Annotated in this window: 18 protein-coding genes; 11 read left to right on the plus strand and 7 right to left on the minus strand. The window is 61.3% G+C overall.

The genetic code is table 11. The features are described 5' to 3' along the window. Positions 1–7 precede the first annotated feature (7 nt). The gene (locus A8O26_RS26690; protein ID WP_064120627.1) at positions 8–961 is read right to left on the minus strand and encodes a FecR domain-containing protein; all 954 of its coding nucleotides are present in this window, start codon (positions 959–961) and stop codon (positions 8–10) included. After that, the gene (locus A8O26_RS26695) at positions 958–1464 is read right to left on the minus strand and encodes a sigma-70 family RNA polymerase sigma factor (protein ID WP_064120628.1); all 507 of its coding nucleotides are present in this window, start codon (positions 1462–1464) and stop codon (positions 958–960) included. The genes A8O26_RS26690 and A8O26_RS26695 overlap by 4 nt, the downstream gene beginning before the upstream one ends. Before the next feature lie 296 nt (positions 1465–1760). On the opposite strand from A8O26_RS26695, the gene A8O26_RS26700 reads away from it, so the two are divergent. The 4 genes from A8O26_RS26700 to A8O26_RS26715 all read left to right on the plus strand — a co-directional run bounded on the left by A8O26_RS26700 (position 1761) and on the right by A8O26_RS26715 (position 6925). Then, positions 1761–3479, plus strand: a complete 1719-nt coding sequence (locus tag A8O26_RS26700) for a hydrogenase maturation protein (protein ID WP_064120629.1) — start codon at positions 1761–1763, stop codon at positions 3477–3479. A gap of 237 nt (positions 3480–3716) precedes the next feature. Next, positions 3717–4580, plus strand: a complete 864-nt coding sequence (locus A8O26_RS26705) for a LysR family transcriptional regulator (protein ID WP_064120630.1) — start codon at positions 3717–3719, stop codon at positions 4578–4580. 126 nt (positions 4581–4706) lie between these two features. Then, a complete protein-coding gene (locus A8O26_RS26710) occupies positions 4707–5852 on the plus strand; it encodes a sterol desaturase/SRPBCC family protein (RefSeq protein ID WP_064120631.1) in 1146 nt (381 codons plus the stop codon). Then, positions 5849–6925: an SMP-30/gluconolactonase/LRE family protein gene (locus tag A8O26_RS26715; RefSeq protein ID WP_064120632.1), complete on the plus strand. Its 1077-nt coding sequence runs from the start codon at positions 5849–5851 to the stop codon at positions 6923–6925. The genes A8O26_RS26710 and A8O26_RS26715 overlap by 4 nt, the downstream gene beginning before the upstream one ends. A 106-nt stretch (positions 6926–7031) precedes the next feature. On the opposite strand, the gene A8O26_RS30005 is transcribed toward A8O26_RS26715, so the two are convergent. Continuing rightward, a complete protein-coding gene (locus tag A8O26_RS30005) occupies positions 7032–7196 on the minus strand; it encodes a hypothetical protein (protein WP_172828216.1) in 165 nt (54 codons plus the stop codon). A 109-nt stretch (positions 7197–7305) separates the two neighbouring features. Continuing rightward, positions 7306–7548 (minus strand): YdcH family protein, encoded by a 243-nt coding sequence (locus A8O26_RS26720; protein ID WP_064120633.1) that lies wholly within the window; start codon positions 7546–7548, stop codon positions 7306–7308. A 204-nt stretch (positions 7549–7752) separates the two neighbouring features. On the opposite strand from A8O26_RS26720, the gene A8O26_RS26725 reads away from it, so the two are divergent. Next, entirely contained in the window at positions 7753–8274 is a 522-nt protein-coding gene (locus A8O26_RS26725; RefSeq protein ID WP_064120634.1) for a DUF4142 domain-containing protein, read from the plus strand. 252 nt (positions 8275–8526) lie between these two features. Here A8O26_RS26725 and A8O26_RS26730 read toward each other — a convergent pair whose 3' ends face one another. Next, a complete protein-coding gene (locus A8O26_RS26730; RefSeq protein WP_064120635.1) occupies positions 8527–8796 on the minus strand; it encodes a hypothetical protein in 270 nt (89 codons plus the stop codon). A gap of 251 nt (positions 8797–9047) precedes the next feature. Between A8O26_RS26730 and A8O26_RS26735 the strand changes: the two genes are divergently transcribed. The 6 genes from A8O26_RS26735 to A8O26_RS26760 are packed head-to-tail and all read left to right on the plus strand — an operon-like array spanning position 9048 to position 14473. Continuing rightward, complete coding sequence (locus tag A8O26_RS26735) at positions 9048–9899, plus strand: STAS domain-containing protein (RefSeq protein ID WP_064120636.1); 852 nt, start codon at positions 9048–9050, stop codon at positions 9897–9899. A gap of 2 nt (positions 9900–9901) precedes the next feature. Further along, complete coding sequence (locus A8O26_RS26740; RefSeq protein ID WP_034155679.1) at positions 9902–10264, plus strand: STAS domain-containing protein; 363 nt, start codon at positions 9902–9904, stop codon at positions 10262–10264. Then, positions 10261–10665: an anti-sigma regulatory factor gene (locus A8O26_RS26745; RefSeq protein WP_003225570.1), complete on the plus strand. Its 405-nt coding sequence runs from the start codon at positions 10261–10263 to the stop codon at positions 10663–10665. The genes A8O26_RS26740 and A8O26_RS26745 overlap by 4 nt, the downstream gene beginning before the upstream one ends. Continuing rightward, the gene (locus tag A8O26_RS26750) at positions 10662–11672 is read left to right on the plus strand and encodes an ATP-binding protein (protein ID WP_064120675.1); all 1011 of its coding nucleotides are present in this window, start codon (positions 10662–10664) and stop codon (positions 11670–11672) included. Before A8O26_RS26745 ends, A8O26_RS26750 begins: the two co-directional genes overlap by 4 nt. Continuing rightward, the gene (locus A8O26_RS26755) at positions 11665–12540 is read left to right on the plus strand and encodes a sensor histidine kinase (protein ID WP_064120637.1); all 876 of its coding nucleotides are present in this window, start codon (positions 11665–11667) and stop codon (positions 12538–12540) included. The genes A8O26_RS26750 and A8O26_RS26755 overlap by 8 nt, the downstream gene beginning before the upstream one ends. Next, the gene (locus tag A8O26_RS26760; RefSeq protein WP_064120638.1) at positions 12530–14473 is read left to right on the plus strand and encodes a response regulator; all 1944 of its coding nucleotides are present in this window, start codon (positions 12530–12532) and stop codon (positions 14471–14473) included. The genes A8O26_RS26755 and A8O26_RS26760 overlap by 11 nt, the downstream gene beginning before the upstream one ends. A gap of 136 nt (positions 14474–14609) precedes the next feature. Here the strand turns inward: A8O26_RS26760 and A8O26_RS26765 are convergent, their stop codons facing one another. After that, positions 14610–17243: an excinuclease ABC subunit UvrA gene (locus tag A8O26_RS26765; RefSeq protein WP_064120639.1), complete on the minus strand. Its 2634-nt coding sequence runs from the start codon at positions 17241–17243 to the stop codon at positions 14610–14612. 31 nt (positions 17244–17274) lie between these two features. Further along, the gene (locus tag A8O26_RS26770) at positions 17275–19386 is read right to left on the minus strand and encodes a PAS domain-containing hybrid sensor histidine kinase/response regulator (RefSeq protein ID WP_064120640.1); all 2112 of its coding nucleotides are present in this window, start codon (positions 19384–19386) and stop codon (positions 17275–17277) included. Between the last annotated feature and the right edge of the window lie 95 nt (positions 19387–19481).

Genomic DNA, 19481 nt, shown 5'->3' on the forward strand with positions numbered 1-19481 from the left:
CCCGCCGTTACAGGACTGGCCGTGGTTCGACGCTGACCCAGTAGGGGTTGTGCCAGATGACGCGGATTGGCAGTGAGCGTTCCAGCAACTGCAACGTGCGGTCACTGTCGTCGAGTGGATAGAGGCCGCTGAGGCGTAAGCCGGCGACCTCCGGGCTCAGGTGCAAGACGCCACGGCGGTAAGTGCGCAGGCTGTCGATGACCTCGCTGAGCGGCCGGTCACGCACCTCAAGCCGCCCTTGCAGCCAGGCACTTTCGTGGCCCTTGCTGCGCTCCACCGAGAGCATGCCCGCGCCGTTGAACAGCGCGCTCTGCCCCGCCGTCACCACTTGCCGCGCACCGCTCGCGGTGACCACTTCGACCTGCGAATGAAGCATGACCAGGCGCGTAGTCTCGTCGCCTTGCCGCACCAGAAACCGCGTGCCGAGCGCACGCATGCGCCCGTGCGCAGTCTCGACCACAAACGGCCGCGACGGATCCTTGGCCACGTCCACCAGCAACTCGCCGCTGCGCAATGCCAGCAGCCGCTGATCGCTGTCGAAGAAAGGCACCACGCGACTGCGCGCATTCAGTGTCAGCGCACTGCCATCGGCCAGCACAAAATCACGCCGCTCGCCGGTGCCGGTGGCCAACTCTCCCGCCTCTGGCAACCAGCCAAAACGCCGTCCGAGCAGTCCCGCCAGCAGCGCGATACCGAGCACACTCAAACTGCCGCTGATAAACCGCCGGCGGCTCGAAGGCGCATTCAAACTGTGCAGCAGACTGTTGCGCGGCAGCCCGCGCAACGTCGGATTGCGCAGCAGATTCAGACCACCGCCCATTTGCTCAATGATCTGTTGGTGGCGTGGATCCGCCACGCGCCAGGCCTCGAACGCCGCCCGTTCAGCCAGGCTGACTTCGCCCGATTGCAGCAACGCCAGCCATTGCGCCGCTTCGTCGATCACCGCCTCATCCGCCCTCATGCCTGCATCGCCTGATAGCAGCGCTTGAACGCTTCGACCATGTATTGCTGCACGCGACTGGTGGAGACGCCGAGGCGCTCACCAATCTCGCTGTACGTCAGACCGTCGAGTTGGTGATAGAGAAATGCAGCCTTGGCTTTCGCCGACAGGCCGTTGAGCAAGCGATCGACCGCCAGCAAGGCCTCAATCACCAACGCACGCTCTTCCGGCGACGGATGCACCGGTTCCGGTGCCAGCGCCAGGCTTTCCAGATAGGCGCGTTCCAGGTCCTGGCGACGCCAGCCTTCGTAAACCAGCCGCCGGGCGATGGTGGTCAACAACGCGCGTGGCTCACGAATGGCCGTCGGGTCCGGCAAGGCCAATACCCGCAGAAATGTTTCCGAAGCGATGTCCTGCGCACTGTGCGGGCAACCCAGCGTGCGGCCGACGGCGGCGCACAGCCAGCGATAGTCCTTTTGGAACATTTGCCCAATGATCTGGTAATGCGGGTTATGCCCACCCATGCCTTGCTCCCTGAAACGGGTCCCACCCGCTGCGAAAAACCATCGTTCTGCCGGGATCGTCCGGCTCTGATCAGGCGCGACTGTGCAATAGCGTCGCGTACATTTGAAGGAATAAAAAATCAGCACAAGCAAACAATTTTGCATAAGACGACTCGTCGCCGCGCAAACACTGGCTGACAGAACGTTGACCCTGATCACTGGTGTGCCGACGCCCACTGATTAATCTGCCGCCTCCATCGAAAGCCAGGGACGGCTCACCGAGAGCCCGCGGCTGATCCCCTTCAAGGAAGAAAATCATGCGTTCACTCAACATCATTCTGCTGTCGTCGGCGTTCAACGGCCTGACCCAACGGGCCTGGCTGGATTTGCGTCAGGCCGGGCATTCACCGAGTGTCGTGCTGTTCACCGACGAAGCTTCCGTGTGCGAACAAATCGAACACAGCGGCGCAGATCTGGTGATCTGCCCGTTCCTCAAGGATCGCGTCCCGCATGCGCTGTGGAGCAACGCCGAACGTCCGGTGGTGATCATTCATCCGGGCATCGTCGGCGATCGTGGTGCCAGTGCGCTTGACTGGGCGATCACCAACGAACTGCCGAGCTGGGGCGTGACCGCGCTGCAAGCCGTCGAAGAAATGGACGCCGGACCCGTTTGGGCCACCTGCGAATTCAACCTGCCTGCGGGCCTGCGCAAGTCCGAGCTGTACAACGGGCGCGTCAGCGATGCGGCGATTCAGTGCATCCGCGAAGTGGTGGAAAAATTCATCGAAGGCTTTGTACCGACGGCGCTCGATTACACCGACCCCGCCGTGCGTGGGCGCTTGCAGCCAAACATGAAACAGGTCGACCGCAGCTTTACCTGGCACGATTGCGCGCGCTTCATCAAACGCTGCATCGATGCTGCGGATGGTCAGCCCGGCGTGTTGGCGAGCCTGGCCGGTGGTCAGTATTACGTTTACGACTCCCACCTTGATGCACGCTCGGGCATGCCCGGCGAGATCCTTGCGGTCCACGACGATGCGGTGCTGGTGGCGGCGGGCGATCAGAGCGTGTGGCTCGGTTCGCTGCGGCGCAAACCGCAACCCGGCGAAGAAACCTTCAAGCAACCGGCACGGCATGTGCTCGCCGGGCAACTGGCCAACGTGCCCGTGCTGGAGTGGTCAGTCGCCACACAGCCGTTCAGCGACGAAGCCTATCAACCGCTCCGCTATCGCGAGTCGGGGCAGGTCGGCGAGTTGACGTTCGAGTTCTACAACGGCGCGATGAGCACCGAACAATGCCAGCGGATGGTCGAGGCGTTGCGCTGGGCCAAGGCGCGCGACACTCAGGTGCTGTTGATCAAGGGCGGGCGTGGCAGTTTCTCCAATGGCGTGCATTTGAATGTGATCCAGGCGGCGCAGGATCCCGGCGCTGAAGCCTGGGCGAATATTCAGGCGATCGACGATGTCTGCGCCGAACTGCTCAGCGCCCGGCAACTGGTGGTCAGCGGCATCACCGGCAATGCCGGTGCCGGCGGCGTGATGCTCGCCCTGGCCGCCGATATTGTCTTCGCCCGCGCCGATGTCGTGCTCAATCCGCACTACAAGAGCATGGGTTTGTATGGCTCGGAATACTGGACGTACAGCCTGCCCCGCGCGGTCGGCCCGGCCATGGCCGAGCAATTGACTCAGGCCTGCCTGCCGCTGAGTGCGATTCAGGCGTGGCAACTGGGCATGCTTCAGGAGATCGGCCCGCGCTGCCCGGACGAATTTTCCCTGTGGTTGCTGCAACGCGCCAATGCAGTGTTGAGTGATCCGACTTACGCAGCGCTGCGCGAGCGCAAATCGCGGGTTGATCAGGTGTTGATCCAGCAGTGCCGCGAAAACGAGTTGCAGGAGATGCAGGAAGACATGCTCTACAACCGCAGTCAGTTTGCCGAGAAATGCCGCCATTTTGTCTACAAGCGCAAGGTGTGTGGCACGCCGGCGCGGTTGGTCGAAGATTGGGCGCGGGTGCGTTCGGTTGAGTTGGCCGGTTGATTGTGCGGTGACGGCTTTCCCCTCACCCTAGCCCTCTCCCCTAGGAGAGGGAACCGAGCCGGGGATATTGGCGATCTACATCGACCTGAGGGTCTTGCTCTGAATCCATAATCGACTGGATCTTTCAGGTCGATGCATGACGCAAGACACCTCGGTCAGTCCCCTCTCCCTCTGGGAGAGGGTTAGGGTGAGGGGCTTTTGCCGTTACAATGCGACACCTCAAACACCGGCCCACCCATGGACATCGACCTCGCTCGCACCTTTCTCGAAATCGTCCGTCACGGCAGCCTCGCCGCCGCTGCGCAGAAGCTCTTCGTCACGCAAACGGCAATCACCGCGCGGGTGCAGAAACTCGAAAGTCAGTTGGGCAGTACGCTGTTCGTGCGCAACCGTGCCGGGGCGAAACTGACTCCTAATGGCGAGGCCTTCGTGGTCTACGCCAATCAACTGGTGCAGACCTGGGAAGCCGCGCGCCGCGACCTGCCGTTGCCCGAGGGGTATCACAACGTGCTGCACATCGGTGGCGAAGTCAGCCTGTGCAACCCGCTGATGCTCAGTTGGGCCGCCGAGTTGCGCGAGAAAATTCCCGGGCATGCCTTGCGCATGGAAATCCGTGACGGCGAAAACCTGTTGCGGCAACTCGAACTCGGCGTGCTCGACGCCGCATTGGTCTATCAGCCGGAATATTGGCCGGGCTTGCAGGTCGAGCAAGTGCTGGAAGAAAAACTGATTCTGGTGCGCGTCCCCGACCGCCCGGATCCCTATGTCTATATCGACTGGGGCCCGGACTTCCGCCGCCAGCATGACGCTGCCCTGCCGGAAAAGGCCAAAGCCGCACTGAGCTTCAACCTCGGTCCGCTGGCCCTGCAATACATGCTCGAACACGGCGGCTGTGGCTATTTCCGCACGCGCGTGGTGCGCACTTATCTGGAAAACGGCGCGCTGGAAGCGGTGACCAAGGCCCCGGAATTCAGCTACCCGACCTATCTGGTGTACTCGCGGGACCGCGACTCGGCGACCCTGCAGCACGCCTTCGATCTGTTGCGCGAAGTGATCCAGGCCGATGATGACTGGTCACAGCGCTGGAACCCGTTGAGCTAGCCCTATTCAATACGGCCGGCGGCTTTACACCGGATCATGGCGCAAGTGACACCAAGGTGCGGCCTGCACAACTGGCCGGATCGACTAATCTGCCGGGTATAACAACAATACCCGCAGGTGAACGCAGTGAGGCAAACCACCGAGGCATTCCGCGGCCGCTATCGTGCAGCCATCCATCCACGCTACAACCCGTGGTTGCACGGCGTCTTCGTGCTGTTGTTCGGCGTGCTGGCCATCGGCGCGTTCTGGAGCAACGTTCAGCACGTCAGTTGGCTGGAATGGCTGACCGTGCCGCTGACCCTGTTGTTTTTCAACTTCGGCGTGTACATGGTTCATCGCCATCTCGGCCACCACAAAAAGACCTTCGCCAAGATGTTTTACGCCCGGCATGCCGGCGATCATCACAGCTTTTTCACCCCCGGCCACATGACCTACGACGGCGCCCGCGACTGGCGGGTGATCCTGTTTCCAGCGTGGCTGATCGTCGTGCACACGCTGCTCATCACGCTGCCGCTGTGGTGGCTGGTCGCGCAGTTCAACGGCAATGTCGCCGGACTGTTCGGCGGCTGCATGGTCCTTGGCTACCTGACTTATGAAGTGTTCCATGCCTGCGAACACCTGCCGCCCGACAACTTGCTGACGCGCCTGCCGTGGATTCGTCAGATGCGCCGTCTGCACGAACTGCATCACCGTCGCGAGCGGATGCAGGAACGCAATTTCAACATCGTCCTGCCGCTGATGGATTACCTGTTCGGCACCCTCTACTGGGAACCGGAAGTCGCCCCTTTGAGCTATTCGAGAATGCCCATGACCCGCATGCAGCACCACGTTGAAATCAGCGGCGAGCCGGTTGCCGTGCTCGCCTACGCCGCCAGCGTCAAGCGTTGGCCGGAGTGGCACCCGTCATCGCTGAAGATCGACGGCCCGCAAGGCCCGCTGCATGCCGGCGCGCACTTCGAAGAGGACATTCACGCCGGTGGCCGTGAAGGTCATTTGAGCTGGGAAGTCACTGAATACCTGCCCGGCCGGCGCTGGTGTGCGCGGGCGCAGGGCGATCATGGCTTGTCGCTGCTGCTGACTTACGAGTGCTCGGCCGAGGGTGGCGGAACGCGATTTGTGCGCACGCTGGATTACCGGTTTGAGGGTTTGGGCATGCGTATCGCCAACCAGTTGCTGCTCAAACGACGCATTGATCGCGAATCCGCCGCGTCGATGCTGGCGCTGCGCGACATGGCCACGCAATACCTCAATTCGGCAAGGGCCAGCGCATGAAGCGGCGGCATGTGGTGCTGCTGCTGATCATCCTCGTCATCGGCTTTTTGTTGCTGATGCCGACCCGGGTTGAACCGCTGGCCTGGACGCCGCCGCCGGCGCCATCGCTGACAGACGGGATCTATGCCGAGAACCAGAAACTCAAGGCCACGGCCCAGGTCGGACCGAGCGATATCGAAGGCCCCGAAGCCTTGTTGCTGGAGCAGGATTACCTGATCACCGGCCTGCATGACGGGCGCCTGATTCGCACCAGCCTCGACGGCAAGGAGCGCAAAGTGCTGGCCGACACCGGCGGCCGGCCACTGGGCCTGGCGCGCCATCCGAACGGCTTGCTGGTGATTGCCGATGGTGTCAAAGGCTTGCTGTCGCTCGATGCGCAAGGCCGCCTGATTGCCCTGACCACCGCCGCCAACGGGCTGGACTTTGGTTTCACTGATGATGTGGCGATCGACAAGTCCGGGCATTACGCTTATTTCAGCGATGCCTCCAGCCGTTGGGGTTACGGCCATGACGGCGAGGCGATCATCGAACACGGCGGCGACGGCCGTTTGCTGCGCTATGACTTCCAGACCGGCAAAACCGTGGTGCTACTGGACAAGCTGGAGTTCGCCAATGGCGTCACGCTCGGCCCCGATGATGCCTATGTGCTGGTCAATGAAACCGGCGCTTATCGCATCAGCCGCTATTGGCTGAGCGGGCCCAAGGCCGGTACGCATGATCTGTTTATCGATAATTTGCCGGGGCTGCCGGACAACCTCGCGTTCAATGGCAGCAATCGCTTCTGGGTGGCGTTGTACGCGCCGCGCAACGCGTTGCTCGATGGCACTGCCGGGCATCCGTTCGTGCGCAAGATGATTGTGCGGGCGCTGACAGTGCTGCCGAAACCGGTGGAGAAACGCGGCTTCGTCCTGGGGCTGGATCTGGACGGCAAGGTGATCGCCAATCTGCAGGATGCGAGCAGTGGCAATTACTCGCCGATTACTACGGTGCGTGAGTATGGGCCGTGGTTGTATTTCGGGTCTTTGAAGGCGATGCATATGGCACGGATGCCGTTGGAGGCGGCCCTGAAATGAACCTGATGTTTTTGTGTTGCATGGACTGGCGTCTTCGCGAGCAGGCTCGCTCCCACATTTGAAATGCGTTCCCTGTGGGAGCGAGCCTGCTCGCGAAGGCGGTCTGTCAGTTGCTGGATTTATCGAACTTGTCCGGATCTTCGTCTTCCGGCAGATCCTCATCCGGCTCTTGCGGATTGGCCGTGGTGTGCGCAGGGCTGTTGGGCTCTGGATGCGTCGGAACCGGGTCGAATGCACCCTGCTCTTCACTGGGGAATTTGGGATCGTTCATAAGGCACCTCGCAAAGAGTCGGTAGAAGAAGACTCTGAACATTCGAGGTGCCGGTCGTGGCTGTCGTTCCAGTCAATTCACCACCGAGGGGCGGTGGCGCGACTGGCGGTCAGGATTGTGCCTGCAATTGCGCGACGATCTTGTCTTTGACCTGCAAGCGCTTCTCTTTGAGTTTTTTCAGCGTGTCATCGCTGGGCGCATCCGAGGTCGCCGTCTCGGCCTTGACGACGTCGGCGTCCGCCTGGGAATACTTGTTGATCAGTGCGTCCAGATGTGGATCCGCGGTGCGTTTTTGCTGGATCTCTTCCTTCGTAAGCTTCAAGTCCTGTAACAGATCATGGGTCACCGGCATGGAACACCTCCGTCAGTTGATCGGCAGCCAACGCGACCGATTGCGCTGGCCAGTTATCAGAATGGCCTCGGTTGGACGGTTCTGTCGACCACCTGTCAGACCAGCGGTGCCCGTTCGTCGCCCTGTCGCAAATGCGATAAAACCTTTTTTCGCTGCGTTGCCTCCATTGGTTAACCCCAACAAAAACTGTGTGGAGATACACCAATGGACGGATTCAATCTGCGTCATCTGTTTCTGGCTGTCGCTTTGAGTACAGGCATGGGCAGCGCCTTCGCGGCCACCGATAATAATTTCGTCGATAACGCGGCTGCTGGTGGCATCGCCGAAATCGAAACCAGCCGACTTGCCCTGGAAAAAAGCCAATCGGCTGATATCAAGGCGTTCGCCAATATGATGATCACCGACCATGGCAAGGCCAACGATGAACTGGCGAGCATTGCCCAGGCCCACGACATCAAAGTGCCGGACACCACGACACTGGTCAAACAGGCCAAGGAAAAAATCCTCGACTTGCGCGATGAGTCTTTCGACGCGGCTTACGCCAATAATCAGGTGAAGGCCCACGAAGAGACCATTGAATTGTTCAAGAAAGAGGCGAATACGGTGACGGATGACAAGGTTAAAGGTGCGCCTGAGCTGAAGGCGTTCGCGCAGAAAATGCTGCCGGCGCTGGAAAAACATCTCGCTGCCGCCAAAGAGCTGCAGGCCAAGCATCCGAGTAAATAAAAGCCACACCCTCACCCCAGCCCTCTCCCGGAGGGAGAGGGAGCCGACCGTGGTGGATGTTCGAATTACATCGACCTGAGCCCCCTCAGTCGAACCCAAATTCTGAACGTCCCCCGATCTGCTCCCTTTCCCCCTCGCCCCCCTGGGGGAGAGGGCTGGGGTGAGGGGGATCGATCTCAGCCACACCACCAAACCCAAGCGAAAAAAAAAGGCCGCATCCAATCCATGCGGCCTCATCATATCCGCCGTAAATCAACCGCCATCCGTATCGATATCAGCATCCGTCTCCTCGCCCGGCGCCGCCCGATCCGGCTGCGGTTCAAAGCCCGGGCTGAATTCATTGTCGTTGTCGGTATGTTTTTGCTTCTGGTCCACCGCCGGATCCGCACTCTGCGCCTGCTCTTTATCGCCCTGCTGTTGCGTCGGCGCGGGCTGCCCCGGCACCTGCGGGTCGATGGCCGGATCGTTGCGGTTGATCGGTTCGGCGGATGGGTTCTGTTGATTTTGCGTCTGCTCGTTCATGGCCACCTCGTTCGTCAAAGCAAACCCGACACAAACCCGTCGGGCCTTGAAGATTCGAAGCCTGCGCCACGCCATCGTTCAAAACATCGCCGCTTCCGGCCCCGCCGACTAGAGTTATCGGGACGTACCTTGCGCCAAATCAAAAATATCATCGCAACAACGAACAACTATTTTGAACGGCCAAGGTCGATGAGTTCGCGCCGGTCAATTTTTTACGCTGACCCCTCAATTCGCTACGGAGCAACAGGCACATGGCAGCACTGCAGAACAGCACACTCGATGCGATGAAAAACAAACAGGCACAACTGCTGGGCGAATGGATCAATGGGCTGCAAGCCAGCGGCGCCACGCGCAATCTGAAAGATCACGATCTGCAGCAACAGACCACAGAATTCCTGCAATTAGTGGTCAGCGGGATCGAGAGCGACAACGGCACTAACATTGCCGCACCAGGCTGGGAAAGCACCCGACAGTTCCTCGAAAAACTCTCCCACAGCCGTGCCCTGCTTGGCCAGGACTCGCAGCAAACCGCCAGCTTCATTTTCGCCCTCAAAGGCCCACTGTTTAATCTGCTCCAGAACCATTACAAAGAACAACCGGCACTGCTCGCCGAACAGCTCTGGGAAATCTCCGAACTGCTCGACGCGTTCGGCATGCACACCATCCGTACCTTCCAGAAATCCCGTGAAGCGGTGATCAAGCGCCAGCAAGAAGAACTGCTGGAGCTGTCGACCCCGGTGGTCAAGCTGTGGGACGGCGTGCTGGCGCTGCCGATGATCGGCACCCTCGACTCGCAACGCACCCAAGTGGTGATGGAATCGCTGCTGCAACGCATCGTCGACACCGGTTCGGAAATCGCCATCATCGACATCACCGGCGTGCCGACCGTCGACACCCTGGTCGCCCAGCATTTGCTGAAAACCGTCACCGCGATCCGCCTGATGGGCGCCGACTGCATCATCAGCGGCGTACGCCCGCAAATCGCACAAACCATCGTCCACCTCGGCCTCGACCTGCAAGGCGTGGTGACCAAGGCCAATCTGGCTGACGCTTTGAAACTGGCCCTGACCCGTCTGGGTGTCAGCCTCGTCAAGACGGTTTAAGCATGGAACGTATCCCGATTCTGCAAATGGGCGACTTTCTGCTGGTGACCATTCAGGTCGACATGCACGACCAACTCGCCCTCACGCTGCAAGACGACTTGTCCGAACGCATCAGCAAAACCTCGGCGCGCGGGGTGTTGATCGACATTTCGGCGCTGGACATGGTCGACTCGTTCATCGGCCGGATGATCGGCACGATTTCCGGTCTGTCGAAAATCATGGACGCCGAAACTGTTCTGGTGGGCATGCAACCGGCAGTGGCGATTACCTTGGTGGAACTTGGCATGACCCTGCCCGGCGTCAGCACCGCACTGAACGTCGAGCGCGGGATGAAACTGCTGCGGGAACGAGTACTGCAACAATGACCGTGCGCAGTAGCGGTACTCAACCCATCCACATTGAGCAGGACGTGGTGCTGGCCCGCCAGACCGCGCGCAAGTTGGCGACGGAGTGCGGCATGCGTCTGATCGACCTGACCAAAATGGTCACGGCGGTCAGCGAACTGGCGCGCAACACCATGGTTTACGGTGGTGGCGGCGACATGGACTGGCAGATTCTCGATGAAGATCACAAGGTCGGGCTGCGTTTGACGTTTCGCGATGAAGGCCCGGGCATTGCCGATATCAAACTGGCGATGACCGACGGCTGGACGTCCGGCAGCGGCATGGGCCTGGGCCTGACCGGCGCCAAGCGGCTGGTGGAAGAGTTCGAACTGGACACCGAGCCTGGCAAAGGCACTCGAATAACGATTACCCGATGGACATGAATATCGGCGCAAGCCTGACTCAAGTGTTGCCGATCGAAGACAGCAGCCAGATCGGCCACGCGCGGCGCACCGCGCAGCAACTGGCCGAGCAACACGGCTTCGATGAACGCGATGCCGGACGCGTGGCACTGGTGGCCACGGAGCTGGCGAGTAACGTGCTCAAACATGCCAGCCACGGTGAAATGCACCTGCGGGTGCTGCCGCGCGCCAATGGTTTTGGCATTGAAATGCTCGCCATCGACCGTGCTCAGGGCTTTGACCTGGAGGCCTGCCTCGCCGACGGGTTTTCTACCGGCGGTACTCAAGGCATCGGCCTTGGCTCGGTATCGCGCCAGACCGAAGTGTTTGATGTGTACGCCGATAGCCGTGGCGCAGTGTTATTGGCGCGACTGTATCCGCGCAGCGATCGCGCGCCCGACATGCGCTTTGGTGTCAGTCAGCATTCATTGCACAACGATCCTGCTTGCGGTGATGTCTGGCACCTGGCCTATGAAGACGGCAATATCAGCGCGCTGATCATCGACGGTCTCGGCCACGGTGAAGAAGCCGAACGCGCCGGCCGCGCTGGCGCCAACACCTTCGCCCTGACGCCGTTCGCCGAGCCGGTGATGCTGATGGAAGACATGCACCGCGACATGATCGGCACCCGTGGTGGCGCCGTCGCATTCACGCAATTCGACGGCAGGCGCGACAGCCTGACCTTTGCCGGCGTCGGCAACATCGGCGCCAGTTTGATCAGCGCCGAAAAATCCCGCGGACTGGCCTCGCACCCGGGTATCGTGGGCGTGCAATACCGGAAAGCCCGGCCCTTTGACTATGCTCACGTGAACGGACATCTATTGATCATGTACAGCGACGGCTTGCAGTCCCGTTGGAACCTTCAAGACTACCCCGGTCTGGTGCACCGCCATCCTGCCGTGATAGCCAGCGTCCTGCACCGCGACTTCTGTCGCGGGCGTGACGATGTAACGGTGCTGGTCGTTGCCCTGGAGGCCGCCCATGGCTGAGTCGCCGATTCTGAGCAGCGCCGAACAGACCGCGCTGATTGCACAGTTGCAGAGCGAAACCGCAGCCCTGCGCGAAGAACTCGATGAAACCAATCAGGGTGTGCTGGCCCTGTACGCCGAACTCGACATACAGGCTGAGGAGCTGCGCCAGGCTTCGGACCTGAAAAGCCGTTTTCTGTCGTACATGAGCCATGAATTTCGCACGCCACTGGGTTCGATCCTGAGCATCAACAGCCTGCTCGCCGACGAACTCGACGGCCCGCTCAGCCCGGAACAGCACAAGCAGGTGGCATTCGTCAGCACCGCCGCCCGCGAACTCAGCGACATGGTCGATGACTTGCTCGATCTGGCAAAAATCGAGGCCGGACGCATCAGCATTTCCCCGGCGTGGTTCGACATGTTCGACCTCTTTTCCGCCCTGCGCGGGATGTTTCGGCCGATTGTCGATGCCACCGCGGTGGATCTGATCTTTGAAGAACCCGGCGGCTTGCCGCGCCTGTATACCGATGACAAGAAACTCGCGCAGATCTTGCGTAACTTCATTTCCAATTCGCTGAAGTTCACCACCCGTGGTGAAGTGCGGGTGTCGGCGCGCCTCGAAGGTATCGACAAAGTACGTTTTGCCGTCAGCGACACCGGTATCGGTATCGCTGCCGAGTTGCATGGCGCATTGTTCGAAGACTTTTCCCAGGTCGACTCGCCGTTGCAGAAACGCCTGCGCGGCACCGGGTTGGGCCTGTCCCTGTGTAAACGCTTTGCGGCCCTGTTGGGCGGTGAAGTCGGAATGGACAGCACGCCGGGGGTCGGCTCGACCTTTTTCGTGATCATTCCGCTGGCGATCGCTCTGGAGAACGTCGATGAAACGTGACATCCGCCTGTTGATCGTCGACGACAACGTCGCCACTCGCTATGCCCTGCGCCGACGCCTGGAACGCCATGGTTATGAGGTACTGGAGGCCGGCACCGGCAGCGAGGGCCTGGCGCTGATCGAGAGCGAGCCGCTCGATGCGCTGATCCTCGACGTCAATCTGCCGGACATGAGCGGGTTCGACATCGTGCGCATTTTGCGCGCCGACAGCCGCACCGCGCTGCTGCCGGTGATCCATGTGTCCGCCGCGTCGATCCAGACTGGCGACATCATCACCGGCCTCGACGCTGGCGCCGATGCCTATCTGATTCACCCGGTCGACCCCGATGTGCTGCTGGCGACCCTGCGCACGTTGCTGCGGGTGCGCGACACGGAAAACGCCCTGCGCGAGAGTGAGGCACGCTTTCGCGAGATTTTCGTCAATGTTTCCGCACCGATCGCGGTGCTCGATGCGAGTCTCAAGGTGCATGAATGCAATCATGCCTTCGCACAGCTGATTCTGGACAATCAGGACCCGCAAATCCTGCGTGAATGCTTCGCCGAGGAGCAGAGCGCCATCCTCAATGAACTGCGCCTGCGGCTGGTCGATGGCGAGCGCTGGAAAGGCACGCTGAACATGCGCGTGCAGGGCCAGATCCGCGAAACCGAGTGGCAGATTTCGCCATACCGCACACCCGAGTTGAGCCTGGTATTCGTCGAGGACGTCACCGAGCATCGTCATCGCGAGCGCTCGCATCTGGCACGCCTCGATGACACCACCACGCAACTGGCCAAGGAGGTCGCCGAGCGTGTACGCGCCGAAGCGCAGTTGCTGCAGGTGCAGAAAATGGACGCACTGGGCAAACTCACCGGCGGCATCGCCCACGACTTCAACAACCTGCTGACCGGCATCATTACCAGCCTTGAGTTGATTCAAAAACGCATCGCCGATGAGCGCCTGGACAAAGTGCAGTTCTATACCGAGGCGGCGCTGAATTCGGCGATGAGCGCGGCGTCCCTCACTCATCGCCTGCTGGCGTTTGCCCGCCAGCAACCACTGGACACCCGCCCGGTGGACATCAACGAGCAGGTGCGCTCGCTGGAGGAGTTGCTGATGCGCACCATCGGCGAGCGCATCACCCTCAAGCTTGAGCTGACCAGCAAACCCGCCATCGCGCTGGTCGACCCGGTGCAACTGGAAAGCGCCGTGCTGAACCTGGTGATCAACGCCCGCGATGCGCTGCCTTCTGGCGGCAATATCTGGGTCAACACGTACGCGGCGTATTCCCATGGCGACCCGAATCTGGCTGACGGGGCTTATGTGGCGCTGTCGGTGCGCGATGACGGTACGGGGATCGAGCACAGCGTCATCGACAAGGTCTTCGACCCGTTCTTCACCACCAAACCGCTCGGCCAGGGCACGGGGCTGGGCCTGTCGACGATCTATGGTTTCGCCCGTCAGTCGGGCGGCGATGCGCACATCCGCAGCGTGGCGCGACGCGGCACCGAAGTGACGATCATGCTGCCGGCCACCACCGACCCGACCGGGGCCGACATCCCCGCCCCGGTGGTCGATCCGCAAGGCACTGGCGAGCATGTGCTGATTGTCGAGGACATGGCCTCGGTGCGGATGTTCGTCACCGAAGTGCTGGAAGACGCCGGTTATCGCTGCACCCAGGCAGCGGACATCGAAACAGCGCTGGAGCGTTTGCAGAACGATCCGTCAATCAACCTGCTGCTGACCGACGTCGGCCTGCCGCGCATGAGCGGGCGCGAACTGGCGGATGTTGCGCGCGGCTGGCGCGAAGGTTTACCGATTTTGTTCATGACCGGTTACGCCGAAACGGCGATCAATCGTCAGGTGTTTCTGGGCACGGGCATGGACATGTTGGTGAAACCTTTCCAGATCAGCGAACTGCTCGACAAGGTCCGCCGCACCCTCGACGGCGCCTGATCAACCGCATTCGCGAGCAAGCTCGCTCCCACAGGTTTTAGTGATGTACGCGGAATAGGCGTACACACAAAATCACTGTGGGAGCGAGCTTGCTCCGGGCGGCGTTCCGACGAAGACGTCAGCCCTGCCAACACACCTATCGGTTCAAAGCCCGAGCCAAAAACGGCGCGGTCTTGCTTTTCTTGCTCGCCGCAACCTTCTGCGGTGTGCCCGCCACGACAATCCTGCCGCCCTGATCCCCCGCCCCAGGACCGATGTCGATCACCCAGTCACTCTGCGCCACGACGCGCATTTCGTGTTCGACCACGATCACCGTGTGCCCCGCCGTCACCAGCGTATCCAGTTGCTCCAGCAACCGATCGACATCGCGCGGATGCAATCCCGTGGTCGGTTCGTCCAGCACATACAAGGTCGCACCACGCTGGTTGCGCTGCAGCTCGGTAGCGAGTTTGATCCGCTGCGCTTCGCCGCCGGACAGTTCCGTGGCCGGTTGCCCAAGGCGCAGATAACCCAGGCCAATGTCGCGCAGCACTTCCAGCGAACGGCGAATCCCCGGCTGCTCGGCAAACACCGTCACCGCTTCATCGACGGTGAGTTGCAGCACCTGCGCAATGCTCAAACCGTCCCAGAGAATCGCCAGCGTCTGCGGGTTGTAACGCGCGCCATGGCAGGTTGGGCACGGCGCATACACGCTGGGCATGAACAGCAATTCAACACTGACAAATCCTTCACCCTCGCACGTCGTGCAACGCCCCTTGGCGACGTTGAACGAGAACTGCCCGGCGTCATACCCCGCCGCTTTTGCATCGGGCGTGGCGGCGAACAGCTTGCGCACGTTGTCGAACAACCCGGTGTACGTCGCCAGATTGGAACGTGGTGTACGGCCGATGGGCTTCTGGTCGACCTGCACCAGACGTTTGATCGACTCCAGCCCCGACGTCACCTGGCCGCTGCTGACCTGCGGCGCGTCGTCCTCAAGGCTGAGTTCTTCCGGCTCGCGCTCCACCGTCGGCCGCCCGAGTTGCGCGCCCACCAGTTCCAGCAATGCCTGACTGACCAGACTCGATTTGCCCGAGCCGGACACGCCGGTCACCGAGGTAAAGCAACCCAGCGGAAATTCGGCGCTCAAGTTGTTGAGGTTATTGCGCGTAATGCCGTCGAGTTTCAGCCACGCCGTCGGTTTGCGCGCGGCGCGGGTTTGCCGCTGGGTTTCAGCGAACAGATAAGCGCGGGTTTGCGACTCTTTAATAGCGGACAATCCCGCCGGAGGGCCGCTGTACAGCACCTGCCCGCCCTGCTCGCCTGCTGCCGGGCCAACGTCGATCAACCAATCAGCGCGGCGCATGGTTTCCAGGTCATGTTCGACCACAAACAGCGTGTTGCCGTCAGCCTTCAAGCGTTGTAACGCCTCGAACAACGCCTCGCCGTCGGCCGGGTGCAGACCGGCAGAGGGCTCGTCCAGCACATAGATCACGCCAAACAACTGCGAACCCAGCTGCGTCGCCAGGCGCAGGCGCTGCAATTCACCGGACGACAAGGTCGGCGTGCTGCGCTCCAGAGCCAGATAACCCAGGCCCAGATCAGTCAGGGTGCTGACCCGCTCAAGCAAATCTTCGGCAATGCGCTGCGCGGCCAAGCGTTTTTCCAGCGAGAGGTTTGGCGTATGCCGCACATCCGGTGCGCTGGCGTGGCCACTGGCGCCATGGGCGACGCGCTGCTGGCGGGCCTCGCGGGTTTGCGCATGGCTCAAGGTGTCGCCAGTTTCTTCAGGGTGTTCGAGGTAACTGAGCGCCGCCACCGGCCGCAGCACTTCAGCCACTTGCAGCAGCGGCATCTGCGCCAGTTCACCGATGTCATAGCCGGCAAACGTCACCGACAACGCCTCGCGCTTGAGGCGTTTGCCGTCACACAACGGACAAGGACTGCCGAGCATGAATTGCGCAACGCGCTTCTTCATCAACGCACTTTGCGAATGACTGAAGGTGTGCAGGATGTAGCGCCGGGCGCCGGTGAAGGTGCCCTGATAACTCGGCTCCATCTTGCGCTTGAGGGCGACGCGGGTCTCTTCCGGGGTCAGCCCGGCGTACACCGGCACGGTCGGGGTTTCTTCGGTGAAGAGGATCCAGTCGCGCTGTTTTTTCGGCAGCTTTTTCCACGGGATGTCGACGTCGATGCCCATCGTCACGAGGATGTCGCGCAGGTTCTGCCCCTGCCACGCCAGTGGCCACGAAGCTACGGCGCGCTGGCGGATCGTCAGATTCGGGTCGGGCACCATCAGTGCTTCGGTGACTTCATACACCCGGCCGAGGCCATGGCATTCGGGGCATGCGCCCTGGGGCGTGTTCGGCGAAAAGTCCTCGGCGTACAACATCGGCTGCCCCGGCGGATAACTGCCGGCGCGCGAATAGAGCATGCGGATCAGGCTCGACAACGTGGTCACGCTGCCCACCGATGAGCGCGTGCTCGGCGTGCCGCGCTGCTGTTGCAGGGCCACGGCCGGCGGCAGGCCTTCGATGGAGTCGACATCCGGCACGCCGACCTGATCGATCAGCCGCCGCGCGTACGGCGCCACCGATTCAAAGTAGCGGCGCTGGGCTTCGGCGTACAAGGTCGAGAAGGCCAACGAGGATTTGCCCGAACCTGACACCCCGGTGAACACCACCAACGCATCGCGGGGAATGTCGACATCGACGTTTTTCAGGTTGTGTTCACGCGCGCCGCGCACTCGGACCATGCCGGCGGGCGCTTTGGAGGTGCGTTTGGAAGTCATCGACCTGCCTTGGTGAAGGAATGTTCAACGCTCAGCTACCGAGCACCACGCGAATCATCTGCAGCATGGCTTCAGGGCTATACGGTTTGCTCAGCAAATGTGTGTCGGGACTGAGTTGGTGATTGCGCGAAATAATGTCGCGGGTGTGCCCGGAGGTGAACAGCACCGCCACCGGCGGCGTCTGCACTTTGGCCCAGGCAAACAGGTCGGAGCTTTTGATCAGCCCCGGCATGACCACGTCGGTGAAAATCAGCTCGACTTCGATGCCTTCCAGCAGCATCTGCATGGCCGCATCACCGTTGCCTGCGGTCAGCACCCGATAACCTTCTTCACGCAATAACTCGACCGCCGAGGCGCGCACCGCGTCGTTGTCCTCAACCACCAGAATCGTCTCGTGCCCCCCGCTCTGCTGCCGTTGCAGGTTGGGCGACTCATCGAGGATCGGCCGCAAACTGCGCGGGAAGTACAACTGCACGCGCGTGCCTTCGCCGACCGCGCTGGCAATCTCGACATGCCCGCCGCTCTGTTTGACGAAACCGAAGACCATGCTCAAGCCCAGTCCAGTGCCCTGACCGTCAGCCTTGGTGGTGAAGAACGGCTCGAACACCTGCTCCAGAATCTGCGCCGGGATCCCCGCGCCGGTGTCGCTGACGGCAACCCGGACAAACTCGCCGGGGACGATGCCCTTGCCGCTACAAAACTCGCGGTCGAGGCGCACGTTGGCAGCGCTGAGGCCAATGGTGCCCTCACCCTTCATCGCATCGCGGGCGTTGATCGCCAGATTGAGAATGGCGTTTTCCAGTTGATTGCGGTCGACGTTGATGTGCCACGGCGCGGGCGGCAACTGCACATCGATGTGAATGGTTTCGCCCAGCGCGCGTTGTAGCAATTCACCGACGCCGTCGAAGATCTGTTGCGGATTGCACACCGCCGGCGACAACGGCTGGCGCCGGGCGAATGCGAGCAGTTGCGAGGACAGCTTGGCACCGCGTTCCACCGCCGCCAGCGAGGCACTGACGCGGCGCTGGACGTTGGCATTATCGGGTTCATGGCGGGCGAGCAAATGCAGATTGCCGGCGATCACTTGCAACAGATTATTGAAGTCGTGAGCGACGCCGCCAGTCAGACCACCGATGGCTTCAAGCTTCTGCGACTGGCGCAACTGCTCTTCCGCCGCCAGCCGTGCCTCGACTTCTTCGCCCACGCGCTGTTCAAGGTTGCGGGTAAATTTGAGCAGGGATTCTTCGGCAATCTTGCGCTCATGGATGTCGATCAATACGCCGGGAAAGCGCAACGGCTTGCCATCTTTGTCGAACTCACAACCGCCGCTGGCCAACACCCACAGATAACTGCCGTTACTGCGCTGGACGCGGTATTCGGCGTTATACGGCTCGCCGGTCTGTACGGAATGGGCGACTCGCTCTTGCACCCAGGCGTGGTCATCGGGATGGATGCGCGACTCGGCAATGTCCTGCGCCAGGTTGCTCAAGTCGTGATCCGGCGGATACGAGAACGTGCGCGCGAAACGCTCGTCTGCCGACAGCGTGTTGTTTTTCACGTCCCAGACAAACGAGCCAAGCAAGGCCCCGGCATTGAGCGCCAGACGCACCCGTTCGTTGTCGGCGCGGTAAGCGTTTTCGGCCGCCCGACGCCGGCGCTCGGAGTGCATGAACTCAGTGGTTTCCACCACCATCGCCATCACCCCGGCAGGTGCTCCGTCATCGTTGGCCACAGGGCTGTAATACAAATCCATCCAGACGTCTTCGGGGACGCCATCGCGCAACAGCACCAGTTCTTTATTGCGAAACGACAAGGTGCCGCCGGCCAGGCAGGTATCCACCACATGCCGGTTGAACTCGGCGACTTCCGGCCAACCCAACTCGACGGGCGAGCCGAGCAGATACGGATGGCGGCCACCGGCAAATATCGAATAGGCGTCGTTGTAGATCATGTAGCCGGCTCGGCCCCAAAGCATGACCATCGGCAGTGGCGAGGCCAGCATCAGTTGCACCGCGCTGCACAGGCTGGCAGGCCAGGTGTCCAGTGACCCCAGTTCGGTATGGCCCCAGTCGAACGCACAAATGCGCCTGGCCATCTCGCCTTTCCAGCCATCACAACCGTGGCTATCGGATAAAAACTGCATCGACTGACTCAGTGTCCTGTGGTGATTGCCCGATAAATCGCGACGCCAGAACGACGCGACGCCCGTCTGTTTCGAGCGTCTTCAGTCGCATTGGT

This window comes from Pseudomonas fluorescens (genome assembly GCF_001648775.1).
Classification (GTDB): domain Bacteria; phylum Pseudomonadota; class Gammaproteobacteria; order Pseudomonadales; family Pseudomonadaceae; genus Aquipseudomonas; species Aquipseudomonas fluorescens_M.